The 20615-nt window shown below is 69.1% G+C and carries 26 protein-coding genes and 1 tRNA gene; 16 read left to right on the forward strand and 11 right to left on the reverse strand.

Translation table 11 applies throughout. The features are described from left to right. Both AB0J09_RS27145 and AB0J09_RS27150 read right to left on the reverse strand, forming a co-directional pair. The coding region (locus tag AB0J09_RS27145) for a dihydrodipicolinate synthase family protein (protein WP_360696764.1) at nucleotides 1-385 on the reverse strand (385 nt) is incomplete at its 3' end. Between the two features lie 130 nt (nucleotides 386-515). Continuing rightward, nucleotides 516-1448, reverse strand: coding sequence for a LysR family transcriptional regulator (locus AB0J09_RS27150; RefSeq protein ID WP_360696767.1), 933 nt, complete (start codon nucleotides 1446-1448; stop codon nucleotides 516-518). Between the two features lie 135 nt (nucleotides 1449-1583). Between AB0J09_RS27150 and AB0J09_RS27155 the strand changes: the two genes are divergently transcribed. Genes AB0J09_RS27155 through AB0J09_RS27175 form a run of 5 tightly spaced genes read left to right on the forward strand, consistent with a single transcriptional unit; the run spans nucleotide 1584 to nucleotide 6309 of the window. Then, nucleotides 1584-2591, forward strand: coding sequence for a tripartite tricarboxylate transporter substrate binding protein (locus AB0J09_RS27155; RefSeq protein ID WP_360696770.1), 1008 nt, complete (start codon nucleotides 1584-1586; stop codon nucleotides 2589-2591). Between the two features lie 33 nt (nucleotides 2592-2624). Then, on the forward strand, nucleotides 2625-3116 hold the full coding sequence (locus AB0J09_RS27160) for a tripartite tricarboxylate transporter TctB family protein (RefSeq protein WP_360696773.1): 492 nt from the start codon (nucleotides 2625-2627) through the stop codon (nucleotides 3114-3116). Nucleotides 3117-3125: 9 nt separating this feature from the next. Next, nucleotides 3126-4646: a tripartite tricarboxylate transporter permease gene (locus AB0J09_RS27165; protein WP_360696776.1), complete on the forward strand. Its 1521-nt coding sequence runs from the start codon at nucleotides 3126-3128 to the stop codon at nucleotides 4644-4646. Next, the gene (locus tag AB0J09_RS27170) at nucleotides 4643-5038 is read left to right on the forward strand and encodes a universal stress protein (RefSeq protein ID WP_360696779.1); all 396 of its coding nucleotides are present in this window, start codon (nucleotides 4643-4645) and stop codon (nucleotides 5036-5038) included. The genes AB0J09_RS27165 and AB0J09_RS27170 overlap by 4 nt, the downstream gene beginning before the upstream one ends. Beyond that, nucleotides 5035-6309, forward strand: coding sequence for a glucarate dehydratase family protein (locus AB0J09_RS27175; RefSeq protein ID WP_360696782.1), 1275 nt, complete (start codon nucleotides 5035-5037; stop codon nucleotides 6307-6309). Before AB0J09_RS27170 ends, AB0J09_RS27175 begins: the two co-directional genes overlap by 4 nt. Nucleotides 6310-6322: 13 nt before the next feature. On the opposite strand, the gene AB0J09_RS27180 is transcribed toward AB0J09_RS27175, so the two are convergent. Both AB0J09_RS27180 and AB0J09_RS27185 read right to left on the reverse strand, forming a co-directional pair. After that, a complete protein-coding gene (locus AB0J09_RS27180) occupies nucleotides 6323-7039 on the reverse strand; it encodes a FadR/GntR family transcriptional regulator (RefSeq protein ID WP_360696785.1) in 717 nt (238 codons plus the stop codon). 3 nt (nucleotides 7040-7042) lie between these two features. Continuing rightward, on the reverse strand, nucleotides 7043-8233 hold the full coding sequence (locus tag AB0J09_RS27185) for a mandelate racemase/muconate lactonizing enzyme family protein (RefSeq protein ID WP_360696788.1): 1191 nt from the start codon (nucleotides 8231-8233) through the stop codon (nucleotides 7043-7045). A 172-nt stretch (nucleotides 8234-8405) separates the two neighbouring features. Here AB0J09_RS27185 and AB0J09_RS27190 point away from each other — a divergent pair, with 172 nt between their 5' ends. Beyond that, nucleotides 8406-9200 carry a DUF72 domain-containing protein gene (locus tag AB0J09_RS27190; RefSeq protein ID WP_360696791.1) on the forward strand — a complete coding sequence of 265 codons (795 nt, stop codon included), beginning with the start codon at nucleotides 8406-8408 and terminating at the stop codon, nucleotides 9198-9200. Between the two features lie 9 nt (nucleotides 9201-9209). Here the strand turns inward: AB0J09_RS27190 and cutA are convergent, their stop codons facing one another. Continuing rightward, a complete protein-coding gene (gene cutA / locus AB0J09_RS27195; protein WP_360696794.1) occupies nucleotides 9210-9506 on the reverse strand; it encodes a divalent cation tolerance protein CutA in 297 nt (98 codons plus the stop codon). A gap of 328 nt (nucleotides 9507-9834) precedes the next feature. On the opposite strand from cutA, the gene AB0J09_RS27200 reads away from it, so the two are divergent. Next, nucleotides 9835-10131, forward strand: coding sequence for an antibiotic biosynthesis monooxygenase (locus AB0J09_RS27200; RefSeq protein ID WP_360696797.1), 297 nt, complete (start codon nucleotides 9835-9837; stop codon nucleotides 10129-10131). A gap of 79 nt (nucleotides 10132-10210) precedes the next feature. Here the strand turns inward: AB0J09_RS27200 and AB0J09_RS27205 are convergent, their stop codons facing one another. After that, nucleotides 10211-11554 (reverse strand): histidine kinase, encoded by a 1344-nt coding sequence (locus AB0J09_RS27205; protein ID WP_360696800.1) that lies wholly within the window; start codon nucleotides 11552-11554, stop codon nucleotides 10211-10213. Nucleotides 11555-11835: 281 nt separating this feature from the next. Then, the gene (locus tag AB0J09_RS27210) at nucleotides 11836-12159 is read right to left on the reverse strand and encodes a hypothetical protein (protein ID WP_360696803.1); all 324 of its coding nucleotides are present in this window, start codon (nucleotides 12157-12159) and stop codon (nucleotides 11836-11838) included. Between AB0J09_RS27210 and AB0J09_RS27215 the strand changes: the two genes are divergently transcribed. Next, on the forward strand, nucleotides 12158-13108 hold the full coding sequence (locus AB0J09_RS27215) for an alpha/beta hydrolase (RefSeq protein ID WP_360696806.1): 951 nt from the start codon (nucleotides 12158-12160) through the stop codon (nucleotides 13106-13108). The genes AB0J09_RS27210 and AB0J09_RS27215 overlap by 2 nt on opposite strands. Nucleotides 13109-13181: 73 nt before the next feature. Here the strand turns inward: AB0J09_RS27215 and AB0J09_RS27220 are convergent, their stop codons facing one another. Continuing rightward, on the reverse strand, nucleotides 13182-13763 hold the full coding sequence (locus AB0J09_RS27220; RefSeq protein ID WP_360696809.1) for a hypothetical protein: 582 nt from the start codon (nucleotides 13761-13763) through the stop codon (nucleotides 13182-13184). Nucleotides 13764-14352: 589 nt separating this feature from the next. On the opposite strand from AB0J09_RS27220, the gene AB0J09_RS27225 reads away from it, so the two are divergent. The 6 genes from AB0J09_RS27225 (at nucleotide 14353) to AB0J09_RS27250 (ending at nucleotide 16994) form a co-directional block, all read left to right on the forward strand. Next, nucleotides 14353-14426, forward strand: a tRNA-Pro gene (locus AB0J09_RS27225). Between the two features lie 145 nt (nucleotides 14427-14571). Continuing rightward, on the forward strand, nucleotides 14572-14928 hold the full coding sequence (locus AB0J09_RS27230; RefSeq protein ID WP_360696812.1) for a hypothetical protein: 357 nt from the start codon (nucleotides 14572-14574) through the stop codon (nucleotides 14926-14928). A gap of 119 nt (nucleotides 14929-15047) precedes the next feature. Beyond that, nucleotides 15048-15473, forward strand: a complete 426-nt coding sequence (locus tag AB0J09_RS27235) for a hypothetical protein (RefSeq protein ID WP_360696815.1) — start codon at nucleotides 15048-15050, stop codon at nucleotides 15471-15473. A 70-nt stretch (nucleotides 15474-15543) separates the two neighbouring features. Continuing rightward, nucleotides 15544-16092, forward strand: coding sequence for a hypothetical protein (locus tag AB0J09_RS27240; protein ID WP_360696818.1), 549 nt, complete (start codon nucleotides 15544-15546; stop codon nucleotides 16090-16092). After that, nucleotides 16089-16790 (forward strand): hypothetical protein, encoded by a 702-nt coding sequence (locus AB0J09_RS27245; protein WP_360696821.1) that lies wholly within the window; start codon nucleotides 16089-16091, stop codon nucleotides 16788-16790. The genes AB0J09_RS27240 and AB0J09_RS27245 overlap by 4 nt, the downstream gene beginning before the upstream one ends. A 6-nt stretch (nucleotides 16791-16796) precedes the next feature. Then, complete coding sequence (locus AB0J09_RS27250) at nucleotides 16797-16994, forward strand: hypothetical protein (RefSeq protein WP_360696824.1); 198 nt, start codon at nucleotides 16797-16799, stop codon at nucleotides 16992-16994. Nucleotides 16995-17069: 75 nt separating this feature from the next. On the opposite strand, the gene AB0J09_RS27255 is transcribed toward AB0J09_RS27250, so the two are convergent. Next, complete coding sequence (locus AB0J09_RS27255) at nucleotides 17070-17483, reverse strand: ATP-binding protein (protein ID WP_360696827.1); 414 nt, start codon at nucleotides 17481-17483, stop codon at nucleotides 17070-17072. Between the two features lie 15 nt (nucleotides 17484-17498). Then, on the reverse strand, nucleotides 17499-18269 hold the full coding sequence (locus AB0J09_RS27260) for a SigB/SigF/SigG family RNA polymerase sigma factor (protein WP_360696830.1): 771 nt from the start codon (nucleotides 18267-18269) through the stop codon (nucleotides 17499-17501). 175 nt (nucleotides 18270-18444) lie between these two features. On the opposite strand from AB0J09_RS27260, the gene AB0J09_RS27265 reads away from it, so the two are divergent. Then, on the forward strand, nucleotides 18445-18801 hold the full coding sequence (locus AB0J09_RS27265) for an STAS domain-containing protein (protein WP_360696835.1): 357 nt from the start codon (nucleotides 18445-18447) through the stop codon (nucleotides 18799-18801). A 31-nt stretch (nucleotides 18802-18832) separates the two neighbouring features. Here the strand turns inward: AB0J09_RS27265 and AB0J09_RS27270 are convergent, their stop codons facing one another. Further along, entirely contained in the window at nucleotides 18833-19549 is a 717-nt protein-coding gene (locus AB0J09_RS27270; protein WP_360696832.1) for a GAF and ANTAR domain-containing protein, read from the reverse strand. Between the two features lie 64 nt (nucleotides 19550-19613). Here AB0J09_RS27270 and AB0J09_RS27275 point away from each other — a divergent pair. Next, nucleotides 19614-20615: PAS domain-containing protein (locus tag AB0J09_RS27275; RefSeq protein WP_360696838.1), on the forward strand; the 1002-nt coding region annotated here is incomplete at its 3' end.

Below are 20615 nucleotides of genomic sequence, written 5' to 3' on the forward strand. Positions count from 1 at the left end.
GCTCGACCAGACCGGCCTGCCCGGCCTCCGTGAGGTACGGGGGCATGAGCAGCAGCCCGTCCGCCCCGGCGGCCTCGGCAGCCTGGGCCTGCGCGACGGCGGTCGCGGTGCCGCCCGTGGCCGGGGCGACGACGGGGACCCTGCCGTTCACCTCGCCGACCGCCACTCGCACCACCTGGTCGATCTCGGCGGCGGTCAGCGAGAACCCCTCGCCCGTGCCCCCCGCGGCGAACAGACCGGCCACCGGATACGTGCTCAGCCAGGACAGGTGGTCACGGTAGCCCGCCTCGTCGAACTGCAGGTCCTCGGTGAAATGAGTGACAGGGAACGACAGCAGGCCACTCTTGAGCTGGGCGGCGAGCTCCTGGGGCGAGAAATTCGGCATGAACGTCCTCTTGTTTACACGCGGCCGTGGGATCCCCCAGTACCGCCGGTAAGGCTGATGCCGTCAGGCTAAGGAGGTGGGTGGATTCCTGTCCAAGTGCGTTTCTGTATCCGACGATACCGACAGGGCATCATGCCTGGGGCTCAGGGAGCAGCTCGAGCACACGCCACAAGGCCGGGTTGGTCGAGCCGTGGTTCCAGATGACGTGCAGCTCGACCGGCTCGCCCGCGATGCCACCACCTCTTCCCGGGCCACCGCCGTCCAGCGGATCGCCGCCGCCCCGTACCAGATCGCAGAAGACGATGCCCTCGATGCCGAGCGAGCGCGCGCTGGCGGGCACCAGCGCCACGCCCCGGCCGGCCGCCACGAGGAGCGCGGCGGTGAGGATCTGATGCACCTGCTGCTCGATCCTGGGGTGGGCGTTGGTGAGGAACCGGACCGTCAGCTCGTGGAAATAGCGCGACTGTACGGGGTTGTAGCTGATGACCGGCAGGCCGTCGAAGTCGTCGGGGGCGAGCGGGCGGTCGAGGCCGGCGAGCGGATGCCCGACGGGCACGACGGCGCACAGCGGCTCGCGGAAGACGACCCGGGAGCGCAGCGCGGCGATGTCGAAGGGCGGGCGGGCGAGACCCATGTCGAGCTCGCCACGCAGGATGCCGTCGACCTGGCCGGCGGTCACCCGTTCGTGGAGGATGACATCGATCTCCGGCAGCTCCTCCGCGAGCCGGCGCAGGAGCACGCCGAGCATGCTGATGGCCGAGACCGCGGTGAAACCGAGCCGTACCGTGCCCGTGGCGCCCTTCGCGATGCGGCGCGCCCGGTCGCCCGCGGTGTCGACGAGCGTGAGCATGCGCCGCGCGTCCTCCAGGAAGCCGCGCCCGGCGTCGGTGAGCACCACGCGGCGGTTGTCGCGTTCCAGGAGGGTCACACCGATCGTGCGCTCCAGCTTCTGGATGTGGCGGCTCAGCGGCGGCTGCGTCATGCGGAGTCGATCGGCGGCACGGCCGAAGTGGAGCTCCTCAGCAACCGCGACGAATGCCCGGATTTGATCGAGTGTCAGCATGATGCCCGCAGAGTATCACCTGATACCGAATTGAGCCTGGACAGGCATCGAGGCAGGTCCATAGTCTCCGGGGACTACAGAGCGGAAACAACCCCGTAACCTCCATAGACGCCGCTCGTACGAAGGAGAGAGTCCATGCCGACATCCCGGACGACCCCCCGCCGCATTCTCGTGGGTGTCATCGGCGCTGCCGCGGCGCTCGCGCTGACCGCGTGCGGCGGTGTCAAGACGACGTCCTCCGGTGGCGGTGACGGGAAATATCCGACGGGCAACATCGAGTTCAGCGTCGGCGCGTCCGCGGGCGGCTCGACCGACCTCATCACCCGGGCGCTGGCCCAGGGCATGAGCAAGGATCTCGGCGTCTCCGCGCCGGTGCTCAACAAGCCCGGCGCGAACGGCGCGCTCAACGCCAAGGAACTCCAGTCCGCGAAGCCCGACGGCTACAAGATCGCCATCCAGAACGCCTCCCTCTTCACCATCACGCCGCTCACGGTGTCGCCCGCCGAGGCCACGAAGATCGACTCGTTCGACGTCATCACCGGCGTCTCGCGCGACGACTACGTCATGGCGACCAACACCCAGTCCGGCTACAAGTCCATCGAGGACATGAAGAAGGCGGGCAAGACCATCCGCTACGGCACGACCGGCGTCGGCACGGGCGCCCAGCTCGCCTCCGCGCTGACGTTCAAGACCGCCGGCATCGAGGCAACGGCCGTGCCCTTCGACGGCGGCGCCCCCGCGCTGACCGCTCTGCTGGGCAACCAGGTCGACGTCTCGACCATGCAGATCGGTGAGGCCATCGAGAACATCAAGGCCGGCAAGCTCGTCCCGCTCGCGGTCTTCTCCGACAAGCGCATCCCCTACCTGCCGGACGTCAAGACGGCCAAGGAGCAGGGCTTCGACGTCCTGGTCACGCAGTACCGCTTCCTGACCGCGCCCAAGGGCACGCCCGAGGACGCCAAGACCCGCCTGCTCGACGCGGCCAAGAAGACGTTCGCCACGCCGGAGTACAAGAAGTTCAACGAGGACAACTCGCTCACCCCCATGGAGGTCTCCCCGCAGGAGGTGCTCACCTCCCTGCAGAAGGACACCGCCACCTACAAGGAGCAGCTGAGCAAGTACGGCATCAGCCTGGCCGGATAGTTCCCCGGATACTTCCAAGGAGCGAGCATGTCCATGTCTGACCCTCTCGAGGAGGTCGCCGACATCGCCGACGAGACCCGGCCGCCGCACGCCGGCCCCGTCTCGCAGGTCGCGGCGGCCCTGGCGGCGCTGGCCGTCGGCGTCGCCGGGGTGATCGGATCCCTCGCGCTCGGGCTCGGCCGCCTCACCCAGCCGGGCCCCGGCCTGTGGCCGTTCGCCATCAGCGTCGTCATCGTCGTGCTGTCGGCGACGCTCATCGTCACCGGCCGCGGGCTCGAGGACACCGAGCGGTTCTCGAAGGCGAGCCTGCTCACCGGGATCGGCCTGGTGACGCTCATCCTGCTCGCCGTGCTGCTGCCGGTGATCGGCTTCGAGATCCCCTCGCTACTGCTGGTCTTCGTCTGGCTGCGCTGGCTGGGCAAGGAGTCGTGGCGCACCTCCATCGTGGTCAGCGTCGCGACTGTGGCCGCGTTCTACCTGCTCTTCGTCGTGCTGCTCCAGGTCCCGCTCCCGCGTCTCATCTGAGAAAGCCACATGGACATCTCCCCCATCCTCAACGGCTTCGGCGTCGTCCTGGAGCCGGCCAATCTGCTCTACTGCCTCATCGGCGTCATCATCGGCATGCTCATCGGCGTGCTGCCGGGGCTCGGCCCCGGCGCGACGATCGCCATCCTGCTGCCGATCACGTACGGCATCGGGCCGGTCTCGGCGATCATCATGCTGGCGGGCATCTTCTACGGCGCCCAGTACGGCGGCACCATCACCTCGGTCCTGCTCCGCCTCCCCGGCGAGGCGTCCTCCGTCGTCACCGTCTTCGACGGGTTCGCGCTGGCCAGACAGGGCAAGGCCGGCACCGCGCTGGGCATCGCCGCCATCGGGTCCTTCATCGGCGGGACCGTCTCGATCATCGGCCTGACGGTCCTGGCGCCGGTGGTGGCCGGCTTCGCGCTCGACTTCGGGCCGCCCGAGTACGCGGCTCTGGGCGTGCTCGGCGTGCTGCTGATCTCCTCGGTGGGCAACGGCAACAAGCTCAAGGCGATCATCGCGGCCTGCGTCGGCCTGTTCATCGCGACCGTGGGCCGCGACACCTTCACGGGTGCCGAGCGGTTCACCTTCGACAGCCTGAACCTGGCCGAGGGCATCGACTTCATCCCGATCGCCATGGGCCTGTTCGGCCTGAGCGAGATCCTCTACAACCTCGAGGAGCGGCACAACCAGGTGCACGCGCCGGCCAAGGTCGGCAACGTGTGGCCGTCGCGCCAGGACCTGCGCCAGTCCAGGGGCGCGATCGGGCGCGGCTCGCTCATCGGTTTCATCCTGGGCGTGCTGCCCGGCGGCGGGGCCGTGCTGTCGTCCTTGGCGGCGTACGCGTTCGAGAAGCGGCGCGCCAAGCAGCCGGAGCGCTTCGGGAAGGGCGCCGTCGAGGGCGTGGCCGCGCCGGAGACCGCCAACAACGCCGCCGCCACGTCGTCGTTCATCCCGCTGCTGACCCTCGGCATCCCGGCGAACGCGACCATGGCCCTGATGTTCGGGGCGCTGCTCATCCAGGGCATCCAGCCGGGGCCGCAGCTCGTCACCGAGCACCCCGACGTCTTCTGGGGCGTCATCAACTCGATGTACATCGGCAACATCCTGCTGCTCATCATGAGCATCCCGATGGTCGGCGTCTTCGTGAAGATCCTGCGCGTGCGCCCCGCGATCCTGGCCCCGATCACGGTGCTCATCACGCTGCTCGGCGCCTACACCGTGAACAACCAGGTCTACGACATCTTCCTGGTCATCGCCTTCGGCCTGCTCGGCTACCTGATGAAGAAGTTCGGCTTCGAGCCGGGGCCGCTGGTGCTGGCGTTCGTGCTCGGCTCGATGATCGAGAACTCGTCGCGGCAGGCGCTGCTCATCTTCGGCGGCGACCCGACCGGCTTCTTCACCCGCCCCATCTCGGGAACGGTGCTGGCCCTGGTCGTGCTGGTGGCGTTCCTGCCGCTGATCCGCAAAGCCGTGCGCCGCAAGACCTCCGCTCCAGTCGAGGCTCCAGTTGAGGAGAAGACGTCATGACGATCCTCGTCGGTTACCTGCCCACGCCTGAGGGTGATGCCGCGGTCGAAGCGGGCCTGCGCGAGGGCCTGCTGCGCTCCGAGCGCGTGATCATCGTGAACTCGCCGCGCCGCGGTGCGCCCGTCGACGAGCACAAGATCGACGACAACGCCTCCTCCGCGCTGCTCGCCCGCGCACGGGCCGCCGGCGTGGACGCGGAGGTACGCCAGCCGCTCCACGACGACGACCTCCCCGAGACGTTCGAGGCGCTCATCGAGGAGACCGGCGGCACGCTCATCGTCATCGGGCTGCGGCATCGGTCGCTGGTGGGCAAGTTCATCCTCGGCAGCGAGGCGCAGCGCATCCTCATGGAGGCCAGCGTCCCGGTCCTCACGGTCAAGGCGGCGCAGTGAGCGCGCGTGACGGCGGGCGCATCAGCCGGGTCACCGTCACCCCGGTCGCCTTCCACGACCCTCCTCTGCTCAACGTCGTCGGTGTGCACCAGCCATTCGTGCTGCGCACGATCGTCCAGGCGCACACCGACTCGGGGCTGGTGGGGCTGGGCGAGACATACGCCGACCAGGCCCACCTCGACCGCCTCGACGCCGTCGCCGCCGCCCTGCCCGGCCTGGACGTGTTCGACGCCCACGGGCTCCGGCGCGTCGTCGAGGAGACGCTCGGCGCGTCCACCGGCGGCGCGGGCGCCAGCTTCGGCGGCATGCTGGAGGTCTCCAGCGCCGTCGACACCGTGGCCTCCCCCTTCGAGGTGGCGCTGCTCGACCTGCAGGGCAAGGTGCTCGGCCGCCCGGTGAGCGACCTGCTCGGCGGCGCCGTACGCGAGCGGGTGCCGTTCTCCGCGTACCTCTTCTACAAGTGGGCCGGCCACCCCGGCCAGGACGAGGACTCCTGGGGACAGGGCGTCACGCCCGACGAGATGGTGGCCCAGGCCCGGCGGATGGTCGCCGACTACGGCTTCACCGCCATCAAGCTCAAGGGCGGCGTCTTCGAGCCCGGCCACGAGGTCGAGACCGTCGAGGCGCTGGCCGCCGCCTTCCCCGGCCACGCGCTGCGCATCGACCCCAACTGCGCCTGGACCGTGGACACCTCCATCAAGGTGGCGCACCGGCTGGCCGGCGTCCTGGAGTATCTCGAGGATCCGACTCCCGGCATCGACGGCATGGCGGCGGTCGCCCGGCACACCGACATCCCGCTCGCCACGAACATGTGTGTCATCGCCTTCGAGCACCTCAAGCCCGCCGTCGCCGCCGACGCCGTACAGGTCGTCCTGTCGGACCACCACCTGTGGGGCGGGCTGCGGCGCTCGGCGCTGCTGGGGGGCATCTGCGAGACGTTCGGCATGGGGCTGTCGATGCACTCGAACTCCCACCTCGGCGTGAGCCTCGCCGCGATGACCCACCTGGCGGCCGCCACCCCCAACCTCACCTACGCCTGCGACACGCACTATCCGTGGAAGACCGAGGAGGTCATCAAGCCCGGGGCGCTGGAGTTCCGCGACGGAAGCGTGGCCGTGCCCACCGGCCCCGGCCTCGGAGTGGAGCTGGACGAGGACGCTCTGGGGGTGCTGCACGAGCAGTATGTGCGGTGCGGGCAGCGCGGGCGCGAGGACACGGCCTACATGCGCACGGTGGTCCCGGACTTCACCCCCAACACCTCCCGCTGGTAACCCGCGCCGGGCCCTACGGGGCCTGGAGCCGGGCGCGGGAGTTGGACAGGTGGAGCCGCATCGCGGCACGTGCCGCCGCCGCGTCCTGGTCGGCGATGGCCCGGTAGATGTTCTCGTGTTCCAGTGTCACCCGGGTGAGGTGCGTCGCGTTCGACACCGTGTACGCGTGCTCCAACCGCGTGCGCGGCAGCATGATCACCATTGGCCCGAACGACGCCAGCAGGTCGGAGTAGAACCGGTTGCCCGAGGCGAGCGCGATCTTGAGGTGGAACTGGAAGTCGGCCTCGACGGCGCTGCTGGGTTGCTGACCGGAGCGCCCGAGATCGACCAGGGCCCGTTCGATGGCCTTGAGCTGCAGGTCGGTACGGCGCTCCGCGGCAAGCCCAGCCGACTCCGACTCGACGCCGATCCGGAAGTCGATCATGTCGAGCACGTCGCGGTGCGTGCGGATCTGCGAGGCCTCGACGGAGAAGGCCGTGGAGGCGGGCAGGGCCAGCACGAACGAGCCACGGCCCTGGAAGGTCTCGACGAGGCCGGCCGCCTGGAGCCGCGAGATCGCCTCGCGGACCACCGTGCGGCTCACGCCGAACTCCTCGACGAGCGAGGACTCGGTCGGCAACTTCTGGCCGGGCTCGATCTCGCCGGCGAGGATGCGCGACTTGAGCCGTTCGACGAGCTCATGCGCGAGCCCGCGCCCGCTGTCGCGATCGAGCCTCTGATCTGGCGGCACGGCTCACAACCTATCCGGCGGCGGCACCGAACTCGACCCCGCCGGACCGCCGGGCCGCGGCCGCGTCGCCGAGGCTCGGAACTCGACCTGGTCGAGCCCCCATCCCACGGCCTCGCCGGCGAGGCTGAGACCGAGGCCCGGACGGTCGGGCACGAGCATGCGCCCTCCCTCGATCTCAAGCCGCTCGTTGAACAGCGGCGAGAGCCACTCGATGTGCTCGACCCACGACTCACGCGGGTAGGCGGCGGCCAGGTGGACGTGGATCTCCATCACGAAGTGCGGAGCGACCTGCAGGTGCGCGTGATCGGCCAGCGCCACGACCTTGAGATAGGGCGTGATGCCGCCGACGCGCGGCACGTCGGGCTGGAGGTAGTCGGCGGCGCGGAGGTCGATGAGGCGCACGAGGTCGGGGATGCTGGAGAGCATCTCGCCGGTGGCGATCGGCGTGTCGAGAGCAGCCGCCAGCTGCGCATGCCCCTCGGCGTCATAGGCGTCCAACGGCTCCTCGATCCACACGAGCCCGAACTCCTCCACCGCCCGCCCGAACCGCAACGCCGTCGCACGATCCCACTGCTGATTGGCATCCACCATCAACGGAACACCATCCCCGAGATGCTCCCTGACCGCCGCCAACCGCCGCAGATCCTCCCTCGTGTCCGGCTGACCCACCTTGATCTTGATCCCGCCGATGCCAGCCTGAAGAGACCGCTCCGACTTCTCTTTGATCTCCTCGATCGGCGCCTGGAGATAGCCGCCGGACGTGTTGTACGTCCGCACGGAGTCGCGATAGGCCCCCAGCAACTTCGCCAGCGGCAGCCCCGCCCGCTTCGCCTTCAGATCCCACAACGCGACATCGACCGCCGCCAGCGCCTGCGTCGCCACCCCGGAACGGCCCACCGACGCGCCCGCCCACAGCAGCACGTCGTACACCTTGCCGATGTCGGAGGGATCCTGGCCGAGGAGGTTCTCCCCGACCTCCTTGGCATGGGCGTACTGCGCCGGACCGCCTGCCCTCTTGGAGTAGCTGAATCCGGTGCCCTGATGGCCCTGCTCTGTCGCGATCTCGGCGAAGAGGAAGACGATCTCGGTCATCGGCTTCTGCCGGCCGGTGAGGACCTTGGCATCGCTGACGGGGACGTCCAGCGGGAGCGTGACGGAGGAGAGCGAGACGTGGCGGATGCGGTCGGCGGCCATGGCGGTCCAAGGAGGTCTAGTGGTGGATGTTGTCAGTCATCATACGAAGCCATCATTCGTATGACAACCTTCGAGCCGTGACGGCGCCTCAACGGATCTCCGATACCGTCGATCCATGCGGCTTCATGTGGGATGCGCGATGTGGACTCACGCGCGCTGGCCAGGTCGTTTCGTGCCCGATCAGCTCCCTCCCGGTGAGCGCCTGCGCTCCTACGCGACCTGGTGCGACGCCGTGGAAGGAAACACGACCTTCTACGCGACCCCGGCGAGGAGCACGGTCGACTCCTGGGCCCGCCAGACCGCCCCGGACTTCCGCTTCGTGGTCAAGCTCCCCAAGACCATCACGCACGAGCGCCGCCTCACCGGCATCGACGAGGACCTTCACTCCTTCCTGGACGCGATCGAGCCGTTGGGGCCCCGAGCCCACGCCCTCTGGGTGCAGCTTCCCGGCTCGTTCACGCCGGCCGACGTCGGCGTCCTGGCCGCCTTCCTCCGCCGGCTCCCCCGCTCGCACAGGTACGCCGTCGAGGTGCGCCACCGCGCGTTCTTCGAGGACGAGCGGTCGGAACGGCTCCTGGAACGCGTCCTGGCGGCCGTGGACGCCGAGTGGGTCCCGTTCGACACCACGACCCTCTTCCAGAGCCCGCCGGCCAGCGACGCCGAACGCGACGCGTGGACCAAGAAACCCCGCGTCCCCCGCCGCACGCGCGCCCTCACGGCCCACCCGATCGTCCGCTACCTGGGCCGGGACGCGGAGTCCCGCACGATCGAGGGCTGGCAGACCTGGCTCGACACGGTCACGGAGTGGCTGAGGGAGGGCCGCTCCCCCACGTTCTTCCTCCACACGCCCGACAACGCCGACGCGCCGAGGCTGGCCCGCGCCTTCCACGAGGCGGTACGCGCCCGCCTCCCGAACCTGACTCCCCTCCCCGAGCCTCAGCCGATAGACCCGTTGACCCTCTTCTAGCCATCCCGATCAAAGCCAATCAGGATATTCCCGGCTTTCCCCCAAAACAGGAAATGTCAGGATAGGTATTTGCTCATCCACGTACTTCTTCCGAATATGCTCGACAATCGCCGCCAACCGCGGCTCCGGCACCTTGACCGCCAACTGCCAGGCACTCGTCTCCTCGATCCCCGCCTCTCCGCGTACCAGCCTCGTCACCTCGGAGATGTCGATCGAGGCGGCAAGCTCGGCGTGCAGCAGGCCATATGCCAGCGGGGATGCCTTCTTCTGCCCTTCGACGGTTATATGTGCCTCGACAAACTCCACCGTGAGCCGTCCTTTAACAGGAGGATTCGCGCCGCCGACGGCAGCGTAAGCCGGCCACCCAGCGCTTGGCCCTGGAACACCGAAAAGCACACCCACGTGGCCGCCCATACAGCGCCGGCGGACGCTCATCCAGCCCCTCAGCAAGGCATCGGGCCTGGCGGTGTCCTCGTCGTCCCGCCCGTGACCCGAGGACGCGTCCGCGGTGGTGGCCCCTGTTGAAGCGCGGTGGCGAACGCCCATGCCCCGGCGCCGGGCTATGGCGTCGCGGAGCCTATGGTGGATTGAGAGAGCGCCATCAAGCCAAATCGGCGTTGCAGAGGAGGCTGGGATGAGGGAGCACTTCGTCTGGGTGACGACGCGCCGCATCAAGCCGGGCGCGTTGGAGGCATTCGAAAGGGCATGGCGCCCGGACCCGTACCCGGAGGGTCTCCGCCAGGCCTACGCGTACTGGTCCGAGGACGGACGGGAGATCACCGGGGTTTCGTTCTGGGACTCGAAGGAGGCTTGCGACTCCTGGCGTGCGTCCGAGGGCGAGGCCCACCGGCGTGAAGTCATGGCGCCTTACATCCTCGAGGAGCGGGAAGGCTTCTACCGCGGCCGCGAGCTCGGCGTCCCCGTACGGTGAGTCGCAGCGGCGAGGATCATCCCGAACCCGCTGCGTACCAGCGCTTGGTCGTCGGCGATGACCAAGCGCATAGGCCTGTTCACGTGGTGGTCCACGGAACCCGCGCCTTGATCTCGTAGCCGCCGCCGCTCCGCGGCCCGGCCTGCAAGGTGCCGCCGTAGAGCGCGAGCCGCTCCCGCAGCCCGATCAGGCCCCGGCCCTGGCCGTCTCCGGCGCGCGCCGTCCGACCGCCGCCGGTGTCGGTGATCTCGATCTCCAGCCAGTCGCCGCGGTGGCCGATCGAGACGGACGCCGCCGCACCGGCCGCGTGCTTGATCGTGTTGGTCAGCGCCTCCTGAACGACGCGGTACGCGGCCAGGTCCACCCCGGGCGGCAGCGGGCAGGGCGGCGGAGAGATCTCGATGCTGACCGGCACTCCGACTGCGCGAACCCGTTCGATCAACGAGTCGAGCTGGTCGAGCCCCGGTTGCGGTTCGAGCCCGTCGGCGCTGCTGGCCGCCCGCTCGCTCTCCGGCCCGGCGAGCAGGCCCATGACGTGACGTAGTTCGGCCATGGCGGCCCGGCCGCCGGCTTCGACCGCCAGCATGGCCTGCTTCGACTGGGCCGGGGCCGTGTCCATCACTGTGCGCGCCGCTCCGGCCTGGATCACCATCACATTCACATTGTGGGTGACGACATCGTGGAGTTCGCCGGCGATCCGCGAACGCTCCTCCTGGACGGCCTTGCGCATGGCCTCCTCCTGAGCGCGCTGTAGTTCGGCGAATCGACGGCGGCCGGCGTCGAGTTGTCGCCGCCAGGAGCGGACGAAACTGGCGGCGACTCCGGCGCTCATGAGCACCACGAACGGCCCCAGCCAACTCGGCAGCGCCGGGACGGAGTCCTGGAAGGTGGCGCCTGCCAGCACGGTGGCGAGGACGAGTCCGCCGATGGCCGGCACCCGGTGACGGCTGTGGGCCACGGCGCCGTAGGCGGCGATGGCGAACGTCAGCACGGTGATCCACGTCGCGTCGTCGTGGGTGGCCAGCACCGCGGCCAGCACCGTCCAGAACGTGATCAGTGGGTACAGCCGCCGCACCGCCAGCGGCAGCGCTGTCAGAACCACCAGGAGCGGAAGCGGGCCCGGATCCTCCTGGCCGGCGGCGGGGGTGACGGGCCGTTCCAGGCGGCCGGGCGGGGCGTCGATGCTTCGTGGCTGGGGAGAGGGCCGCAGTTGCAAGGGCTCCAGCAGGGAGGGCGGCTGCCCGTCGACGCGATGGCGATCGTCTATGGTCCCCGCCGTCGCGGCCACTGCGACAACGGTCAAGACGACCGCGAGCACCAGGTCGGCCAGGAGCGACCGGCGCGAGGGCCGGGCGGGTTTCCGCACGGGGCGCAGCGCATCCAGCCCGAACTGCCACCACCCACGTCCTTTGCTTGCTGTCACTGGTGCATTGTCCCGGCCGCATGGCACGTCCCGCGTCAGCCTCGGTGACCGGGTCCGGCCTCCGCCAGGAGTACATCGCAGGGATGACACGGCGGAGGGGTCCTTCTCGAGAGGGGGTCGATATCGGCGTGACAGCCGACGCGGACGGATCTCGCCGGCCCCTAGCGTCGTTGCCGCCACCGGCCACCCGCGAAAGCACGTCGAGGCGGCCGCCCCCATCAGAAGGGACAGTTCATGCGTCATGTGATCGAACGGGAACCCACACCCGGCCCAGCCACAGGTCACGGCGCCGGCGCGGGCAGACCGGCGACGCCCCGCCGGATCCGCCGAGGCGCCACGGCCGTCGCGGCCCTGCTCGCCTTCGTGGCCGCCACCTCCTGCGCGTCCGCGTCGGCGTCCAGTTCGGTCGTGTCCGACGTCCCCTCGCGCCAACCGTCGCCTGGCTCCACCTCATCTGTCTCCACCGATCCGACGTCCACCCGGATCGGCACGCCGTACCTCCCCAAACCGACCGGATCCCAGCCGGTCGGCACCACCTCCGTGTACCTCAAGGACACCTCCCGCGCCGACCCCTGGGTTCCCAGCGTGAAGGCGAGAGAACTCATGGTCTCCTTGTGGTATCCGGCGAAATCCCGCAGCGGCAAGCGGGCTCCGTACATGACGGCGAAGGAGTCGGAGCTCATCCTGAAAGGCGGAGAGGTCACCGGCGTGCCGTACGACGCGTTGAGCAGAACGCGGACCAACGCCTTCAGCGGCGCCGAACCGGCCGGACGTAAGCACAGCTTGCCCCTGGTGCTGCTCTCTCCGGGCTTCACCGAGCCCCGCAGCTCGCTCACCGCCCTGGCCGAGGAGCTGGCGAGCAGGGGCTATGTGGTGGCCGGAATCGAGCACACCTATGAGAGCCTGGCCACGACCTTCCCCGACGGCCGGGTCACCACGTGTGTCGCGTGTGAGGCAGTCAAAGGCCAGGAGTTCTGGAACAAGGTGGGCCAGAGCCGAGCGGCCGACGTCTCTTTCGTGCTCGACGAACTGACCGGCGCGCACCCCGCGTGGAAGGGCGCCTCGCTGATCGCCCCGTCCCGGATCGCGATGGCCGGTCACTCGGCGGGAGGCGCGAGCACCATCGTCGCCATGCTGAAGGACACCCGCGTGCGCGCCGGGCTCAACATGGACGGCACCACGTTCGCCCCGATCCCGGAAAGCGGGCTGTCGCGGCCGTTCCTCTTCCTGGGCGCGCAGGCCATGCACAGTCCGGGAGGAAAGGACACCACGTGGGATCGTGACTGGGTACAGCTGACGGGATGGAAGCGCTGGCTCGTGGTGGCAGGGGCGGAGCATGTCTCCTTCACCGACACCGCGCTGCTGGTGGAGCAGCTCGGGGTCCACCGCAATCCCGGCCTGTCTGGAGAGCGCGCCGTCGAGATCACCCGCAGCCACGTTCGAGCCTTCTTCGACCTGCACCTGCGCCACAAGCCCCAGCCCCTGCTGGACAAACCGTCGACCCGCTACCCCGAGGTCAAACGGTGTGACGTCGAGCAGAAGACCTGCGCTTAGATCGCCTGGATCGCCACCTTCCTTCAGCACGGCTCGTGAACGGCCGGTCGGCGTGCGGCAATGAGGCCGGACGTCACCCGTTGCCCAGCGACACTTCGTCCAGCGGCAGGGACCGCGGGAAGTCCTCGGCATCGAAGATCTCTCCGGCAGTGACGACGCCGGTGGCCCGGCCGCGGCCGGCCAGGATCCGTTCGGTGGCCTCCACCACGATCGGCGCGGTGATCGCGTAGATGTCGCGGCCGCGCACCGCCACCCGCCGCTGCTCGTCTCCTCGGCGGACCACGACCTCGACCAGGAAGACCTGGGCCGATCGGCCGCTGGCGTCAGCCGCCTGCGGGCCCTTGGTCTCCGGGTCGCCGAGGTCCTTCAGCGGGGCGACGTTCAGGAAGGCGTTGATCCGCGCGGTGTCCAGGTGATGGGAGATGGTGACCACGTCGGTGGTGGAGAACTGCCCGACGACGTCCTGGGTCCCGAACGGGTCGGGGAATGTCCAGGTCCCCTTCGGCGGCGGCTCGTCGCCCGCGAGGTCCTGCAGGTGGTGGTCCGAGAAGACCACCCGCCGCCCGGCCCGGCGCTCGCCGGCCAGCAGGGTGCCCCGGGTCGGGTGCCAGCTGTCCAGGGTGCGGTCGATCGCGTAGAAGGGGATGCCGCTCACGCCGAGCGCACGGGCCTGGCGGATGTCGTCGTGGACGTCGCCGGTGAAAGGCCCTGCCGTCGAGCACCTTGCGGGTGGCCTCGGCGCGGGCAGTCCGGTCTCGGTGGCGAGCCGGGTCCAGGCAGTACGCCGGCCCTTCCTCGGCGGCGAGCGCAGGGACGCGGTCGTTCATGGCCTTGGCCTGCTCGGGGGTGACGCCGTGCTTGCGGGAGAGCATCTGGGAGGTCGGGGTGTTCTCGCCGCGCGGCTGGCTGGAGTCGAGTTGGAAGCTGCGCCAGATCACCTCGACGTTGTCGGCGTACTCGTACTGGGCGCCTTGTTTTCAACCGAGTGCGTCTCGATGGCGATGGGTCTCGCCATCGCGCGACGACGAAGCAGACCCTGACGAGTGTTGCGCGGACCCCGAAAACCAACGGCTCTCCTCGGCGCGGCCAAGGAGATCTCGTACCTGCCGCCTGGCAGGTACAGTCGCTGTGACGGCGCCTCCAGCCTTCGTGAGAGTTGGCACAGAGGGGTCCATCGCTCGTGATAGTGTTCTTCACGCAAGGCCGAGCGGAACCAAAACCTAAAAGTTCCGCCAAGGACTTGACGGGACGTAGCGCAGCTTGGTAGCGCACCTGACTGGGGGTCAGGGGGTCGCAGGTTCAAATCCTGTCGTCCCGACATTTCGGAAATCACCCGATCATCGAGTTACGATGATCGGGTTTTACTTTTCCTTGACGATGCCAGCTCTCACATCTAAGCACACGCGTTACGACGCCATACGGTGGAGCGATAATGATCTGCGGGCCGCCATACGGGAGTCGACGTGGACATCGCTGTGGATCAGCTCGTCGTTCCACCGAAGCTGTCAGCGTTGCTGTCACTCGAGATCGAACGCCCGTCCTTGATCGGGGTGCGAGAGACCGATGAGCCGCTGGAGTTGGTGGAACGGGTCGCCGCGATCGATATCGGCAAGAGCGGCCCGGTGGTACGCGTGCGAGTACCACACGACAACAAGCCCAGGCCGGGAGCGCACCACCGTCCCCGGGATGAAGAGAGCACCCTGCCCGGTCGCAGCTTGTCCATTGGGCGCGTGGGCGCGCTGGCGCGACCGGGCGGAGAGCCGCAGCACGGCCAGCCGGCGCCCCGACGCGCCGCGGGCCGCCGCAGGCGGGCGCTTTAGAACCACGCCACCAAGCTGAGCAACGTCCCGGTCGTGTGTCGTCGCCCGACGGGGGGCGGAACGGCATAGCCTTGGCGCAATCGGAGGTTTACACGCGTACGCAGAGCGAGGTGGTCGGGGTGGGGCGGAAGCCGACCATCGATCGGCGGGAGCTGGCCAGGCTGGTTGCCGAGGGGATGAGCGTGCAGGAGCTCGCCGTGCACTTCGGGGTCAGTGAGTCCGGGGTGCTGCAGGCCAAGCGGGCCGCCGGGCTGGCCAAGCCGATGCTGGACCACAGCCGCGCCGTCCCGTGGAAGCTGGCGCGCGTGCATGCCCAGTCCGGGCCCGCCACCAATCTTCGCAACCTGTCGGCGGCCGCTCAGGGGAAGCCGCCCGCGGCCGAGCGGTTGAACACGGCTCTGCGGTGGGCTCAGCGGCTCGTGGACGAGGGGCTCGACGTGCGGTACGACGCGGCTGAAGGGTTCAGTGAGGTCCCGGCGCCACCAGGCGGCTCACATGTCGCAGCCGTGCTGGCCGCGGCGATGAAGGCGCTCGAAGCTCGCTGAGGCGGCTGGTTTCGACCAGCCGATTCCAGGGCAGTCGCTGGTCTCGACACAGAGACCGGAGGCGAACATCATGACCACCTTCATCTGGGTGGCCGTCGTCGTGGTCGCGGTGGTGGCGCTCGCCGCAGTCGTAAATGTCCTGCTACGGCAGCAGCAGCGTCGCACCCATCTCCGCGAACGTTTTGGCCCGGAGTACGAGCGCATAGTCGCGGAACACGATAACCGCCGCGAGGCCGAGCAGGAACTGCTCGACAGGGAGCGGCGGCATGCCGAGCTCGACATCCACCCCCTGACTGAGGATTCCCGCGATACCTACGCGAACCGGTGGACCGAGGTGCAGGAGCGCTTCGTGGACGCCCCAGGGTTCGCGGTGACCGAGGCCGATCAGCTGGTCACAGCGGTCATGGCGGAACAGGGTTACCCGACGCAGGACTTCGAGGAGCGGCTGTCCACCCTGTCGGTGGGGCACGCGGCCACTCTCGACCACTACAGGACGGCTCACGAGATCAGCGGGCGGGCGGCGAGGAAGGAGGCCTCGACGGAGGATCTGCGGCAGGCCATGGTGCACTACCGCGCGCTGTTCGAGGAGCTGCTCCACGAGACTTCGCGAGGACGGTGAAAGAGACCATGGGCATCCCCACTCCCGGTAGCGGCGGCGAGGAACATACCCGTGTCCCCCCGACGACGGATGAGCACTCGCGCCACGAATACCCGGACGATGGCGAGCGCTCTCACGGCTACCCGGACGATGACGAGCGTTCCCACGACTATCCGAATGATGACGAGCGTTCCCACGGCGACGAGCTCGCCGGCGACGACTCTCCCCGTGCGGCGGCCGACGACGAGCTGGAGGCGCGGAGTCCGCGCGCCGACGACGAGTACGCGGCAGCCGTGCCCGGTGCCGTGACGGCCCCCGAGGCCGAGCACGACGCCCCGTACCGCGACCCGTACGCCGCAACCGGCGGCGACATGCTCGCGGACCAGGAGCAGGAGCCGGTGGCGTCCGATGAGGCGCCCGCGCACGCCGCTCCCGAGGACGTCGTCCTGTTCGATCAGGACCCGGACCAGGTGCAGGCCCGCTGGCGCGACCTGCAGACGTCGTTCGTCGACGATCCCGGCGAGGCCGTGCGGCGCGCCGACGGCCTGGTCGGCGAGGTCGTGGAGTCCCTCACCAGCAGCCTCACCAGCCGTACGGACACCCTGCGCGCCCGCTGGAAGGACGCGGATGCCTCCGACACCGAGCAGCTGCGCCTGGCGCTACGCGACTACAGGAGCGTCCTGGAGAGCCTGCTCACCCTTTCCGAAACAAGGAGGTGACATGACATGCTCGCGGTAGTCGCAGCGATCATCTTCGGGCTGGGGTTCCTGCTCGACCTGGTCGGCGTGAGGATCCCCGGCGGGTTCTCCGGCATGACGTTCGCGTTACTGGGTCTGACGCTGCTGGCCCTGCACCAGGCAGGCGTCGGTACGGCCAGCATCCGCAGCGGATACGGCAACTGGCGCGGACGAGTCCGCCGATAGCCCCCAAAAGATAACCCCCGAAAGATAACCCCCAAAGGAGCGGGAGGCCGCCGGAAGGCGGTCTCCCGCGAAGCGTCACTCCTTGCCCGGGAAGCGCATGATGACGGTGCTGCCGTCGCTCCCGGCGCGCAGGGTCAGTTCGGACGACAGCAGGCGGGCCACCCACAGTCCCATCCCGCCCACGGCCCCCGGCATGGGCCCCGGTTTCCACGTCCCCCCGTCGTGCACCGCCACGAACAGGTCGCCGTTCACCAGCCAGGTACGCATGAAGGCGTGGTCCGCTCCGTGGGTGACGGCGTTGGTCGCCACCTCGTTGACCGCGATGACGAAGTCGCCGACGGCCTCCTCGGGCATTCCGACGGAGCGGGCCTCGTCCTCAGCGAACTGCCGGACCTGCGGCAGGTCCGGCAGCCGGAAGCGAAGCTCTTTCACGGGCGCGCCGGGCGGCGGGCTCGTGAAGCCCGACTGAGGCTCTACGTCCTCGTTCACCCGGCGACCTTCTTCTCAACCGACCAGCTCAGTGCGCAGCTGGTCGAGAACCTTGCGGAGGATACGTGAGACGTGCATCTGGGAGATCCCGAACTCGGCCGCGATCTCGGCCTGCGTCATGTTGCCGAAGAACCTCAGCAGCAGGATGTGCTTCTCGCGGGACGGGAGCGCGTCGATGAGCGGCTTGACGGCCTCCCTGTCGACCATGGTGCTCAGCGTGTCGTCGTCTTCGGGGATGACGTCGCCGAGCGAGGCGGCGTCGTCGTCGGTGCCGAGCGGCGCGTCGAGCGACAGAGTGCTGTACGCGGCGGAGGCGTCGAGCGTCAGCAGGACGTCCTCCTCGGTGATGTTCATCTTGGCGGCCAGCTCCGCCACGGTCGGCGATCTGCCGAGGTCCTGGCTGAGGTCGGCGACCAGCCGGTTGAGCTCCGAACGGCGCTCCTGGTAGAGGCGCGGCACGCGGATGGCCCACGTGCGGTCCCGGAAGTGGCGCTTGACCTCGCCGGTCATCGTCACGACCGCGTAGCCCCTGAACGCGTGGCCGAGGGTGGGGTCGAAGCCGTTGACGGCCTTCATCAGGCCAACATACGCGGCCTGGAGGAGATCCTCCAACGGCTCGCCGCGGTAGCGGTATCGCCTGGCGATCTCCATGGCGAGCGGCCTGTGCATCTCGACGATGCGTTCGCGCAGGCGCTCCCTCAGGCTGTCGGGGGTGTCTTCCCTGGCCATCTCGGCCAGGAGCTCTTCAGCTGTCATCTCCTCGAGGACGTATTCCTGCACAGCCATCGCTGCTCCTCATATGGATCGCAGGCGGCCTCCCCCAGCAGGAAAAGCCCAGGCAGAGGCACGCCTCGCTCTACTTCCGAGACGAAAGCCCGCTGCTGGACTCCGCAACAAGTGTCCCCCGTATCGCCGGAAGTATTCCTCCTATGTTCGGTGACAGTAGGGTTGCTCCGTGACAATGCCGGAGAACGGTGAGGGGCCCGTGGCGGCCCTGAGCCTGACGTCGTCGACGGTGGACGAGATCACCGTGATCCGGGTCGACGGCGTGCTCGACGCCACGACCCGGGAGCAGTTCGCCGATTACCTGTCCATGGCCGGCTCCAACCTGATCCTTGACCTGGCCGGCGTGACGTTCATGGACTCGCGGGCGCTCGGGCTCATCGTCCACCACTGGCAGACGAGCCTGACCTCGGGCGCGAAGTTCGCGCTCATCGGGGTCGAATACTCCAAGTCCAGAGTGATGTGGATCACCGGGCTGGCGCAGCGGCTGCCGCTCTACGACACACTCGACGACGCGCTGGCCGCCATCGGCTGAGCCCGCCTGAAAAGGCCTACCTGAAAGAGCATCAGCGCTTCGACTTGCGCTGATGCTCGTCGACCAGAAGCCTCGCCAGGTCGGCCACCTTGATCTGGTGGTGCTGGGAGATCCTGCGCAGCTCCTCGAACGCGGCCTCGGCGGTGCATCCGCTGGTCTGCATGATGATGCCCTTGGCCTGGTCGATCACCGACCGTCCGGCGAGGGCCTCCTGGAGTTGGGCGGCGTCGGTGCGCACCTCGTCGAACTCCCACATGTTCGCCATCGCCACGCCGACCTGCTCGGTCAGCATGTCGGCCAGCGAGTGGGCGCCCTGCGGGGAGAATGCTCCCGGGCGTACCGAATAGAGACCGATCAGCAGCAGGGCGGGCGCCACGTCGATGGGGACGACGAGTACGGAGCGCACGCCCCAGCGGGTGGCCAGCGCCTCATAGCGGGGCCAGCGGGTCTCGCTGAGCACGTCGGTCACGCCGGCGCGGCCGCCGCTCTGTCTCGCCTCGATGGACGGGCCCTCGCCGAGCTCGCGTTCGCCTTCGACGAGCATGATGAGCTCGCTGTGCGAGCCGGAGACCAGCACCCGGTGGTCGCGCCAGTGCTCCGCCGAGGCTCCCGAGCAGCCCGGGACGCCGGCGGCCAGCGCCGTGGTGAGGCCGCGCAGCACGCTTTCCGTCGAGGTGTCCTCACCCAACCGGCCCAGTGTGGCGAGGTCACGGGCGAGACCGGGGGTGATCATCGCGGTGGATTCCATAGCAAGAAGCCCCTACCCGATATGGCTACTGATATCCCATGTGACGTAGCGTCAGAGGGTGACCATGCCGGACCTCGAACAAGCGCTGGACGCGCTCGCCGGGCGCGTGTCGTCGTTGCGTGAGGCGAGGACGGCCTATCCCGCCGACCTCGCGCCCACCCTCGACGCCGCCCTCGCCGAGCTCGACACCGCGGCGGAGCTGCTGGCCGAGGCCCGGGAGGCGCTGCAGAAGGCGCCCAAGCGGCCCGGCGGCAAGAAGGACGGCTCCCAGCGGGAGCTGAAGCTGCTGCGCCAGGTTTTCCGGGCCTTCCCCGTGCCGGTCATCGTGCTGGACGGCGGCGGCGTGGTCAGGCGGATCAACCCCGAGACCTCGCAGATGCTCGGCAGCCCCGACGGCTACCTGGTGGGCCGGTCCTTCCCGCTGCTGGTGGACGTGTCGCGGCGGGCGGCGTTCAGGTCGCATCTGACGGCGGTGCTGCAGACCGGCCAGCCGTCGGCGTTCGAGACCCGGCTGGCTCACCAGGGGCGTACGCACCGCGTACAGCTGGCGCTGACCAGGCTGACCATGCCGGGAGAGCCGCAGCAGATGGTCGCGGCGGTGGCACTGCCGGTCGAGGTGCAGTTGCCCGAGCCGGGCGCGCGGCGGCCCGAGCAGTCCGACGGCGCGCTGCTGCTGGCGGCGGCCAAGCGGCAGGACCTGCTGGCCAAGATGGCCAATCTGCTGCTGGACGAGGAGTCGCTGCTACGCCCGGTGGCGCTGCCGAGGGCGACGCGGCTGCTGGCGGCCCAGTGGGCGGACTGGATGATCGCCGACATGGTCCGTGCCGGGCTGCCGCACCGCTCCATCGTGGTGGCGCCGAAGAACCAGCCGCTGGGCGAGCTCGTACGCCAGGTGGAGTCCGCCGACCCGGCGGGCAGCCAGGTCGTGATGCAGGTGCTGGAACGAGGCTCCGGCGTGGTGCAGGAGATGGTGGACGACGAGACGCTGCTCGGCTTCTGCGCGGATGGGCCGCTGCTGACGGCGATGGGCGCGGGCTCCATGCTGTGCGTCCCGATCGGCACCGCC

Origin of the sequence: Nonomuraea sp. NPDC049784 (genome assembly GCF_040659615.1) — a bacterium.
In the GTDB taxonomy this organism is placed as follows: domain Bacteria; phylum Actinomycetota; class Actinomycetes; order Streptosporangiales; family Streptosporangiaceae; genus Nonomuraea.

Bases quoted from the DNA above. Each gene is read 5' to 3' on its own strand.
- AB0J09_RS27150 (WP_360696767.1), bottom strand. From the start codon at position 1,448: ATGCTGACACTCGATCAAATCCGGGCATTCGTCGCGGTTGCTGAGGAG.
- AB0J09_RS27155 (WP_360696770.1), top strand. From the start codon at position 1,584: ATGCCGACATCCCGGACGACCCCCCGCCGCATTCTCGTGGGTGTCATC.
- AB0J09_RS27160 (WP_360696773.1), top strand. From the start codon at position 2,625: ATGTCTGACCCTCTCGAGGAGGTCGCCGACATCGCCGACGAGACCCGG.
- AB0J09_RS27165 (WP_360696776.1), top strand. From the start codon at position 3,126: ATGGACATCTCCCCCATCCTCAACGGCTTCGGCGTCGTCCTGGAGCCG.
- AB0J09_RS27170 (WP_360696779.1), top strand. From the start codon at position 4,643: ATGACGATCCTCGTCGGTTACCTGCCCACGCCTGAGGGTGATGCCGCG.
- AB0J09_RS27185 (WP_360696788.1), bottom strand. From the start codon at position 8,233: ATGGCCGCCGACCGCATCCGCCACGTCTCGCTCTCCTCCGTCACGCTC.
- AB0J09_RS27200 (WP_360696797.1), top strand. From the start codon at position 9,835: ATGAGGGAGCACTTCGTCTGGGTGACGACGCGCCGCATCAAGCCGGGC.
- AB0J09_RS27215 (WP_360696806.1), top strand. From the start codon at position 12,158: ATGGTCTCCTTGTGGTATCCGGCGAAATCCCGCAGCGGCAAGCGGGCT.
- AB0J09_RS27210 (WP_360696803.1), bottom strand. From the start codon at position 12,159: ATGAGTTCTCTCGCCTTCACGCTGGGAACCCAGGGGTCGGCGCGGGAG.
- AB0J09_RS27240 (WP_360696818.1), top strand. From the start codon at position 15,544: ATGACCACCTTCATCTGGGTGGCCGTCGTCGTGGTCGCGGTGGTGGCG.
- AB0J09_RS27250 (WP_360696824.1), top strand. From the start codon at position 16,797: ATGCTCGCGGTAGTCGCAGCGATCATCTTCGGGCTGGGGTTCCTGCTC.
- AB0J09_RS27260 (WP_360696830.1), bottom strand. From the start codon at position 18,269: ATGGCTGTGCAGGAATACGTCCTCGAGGAGATGACAGCTGAAGAGCTC.
- AB0J09_RS27265 (WP_360696835.1), top strand. From the start codon at position 18,445: ATGCCGGAGAACGGTGAGGGGCCCGTGGCGGCCCTGAGCCTGACGTCG.
- AB0J09_RS27270 (WP_360696832.1), bottom strand. From the start codon at position 19,549: ATGGAATCCACCGCGATGATCACCCCCGGTCTCGCCCGTGACCTCGCC.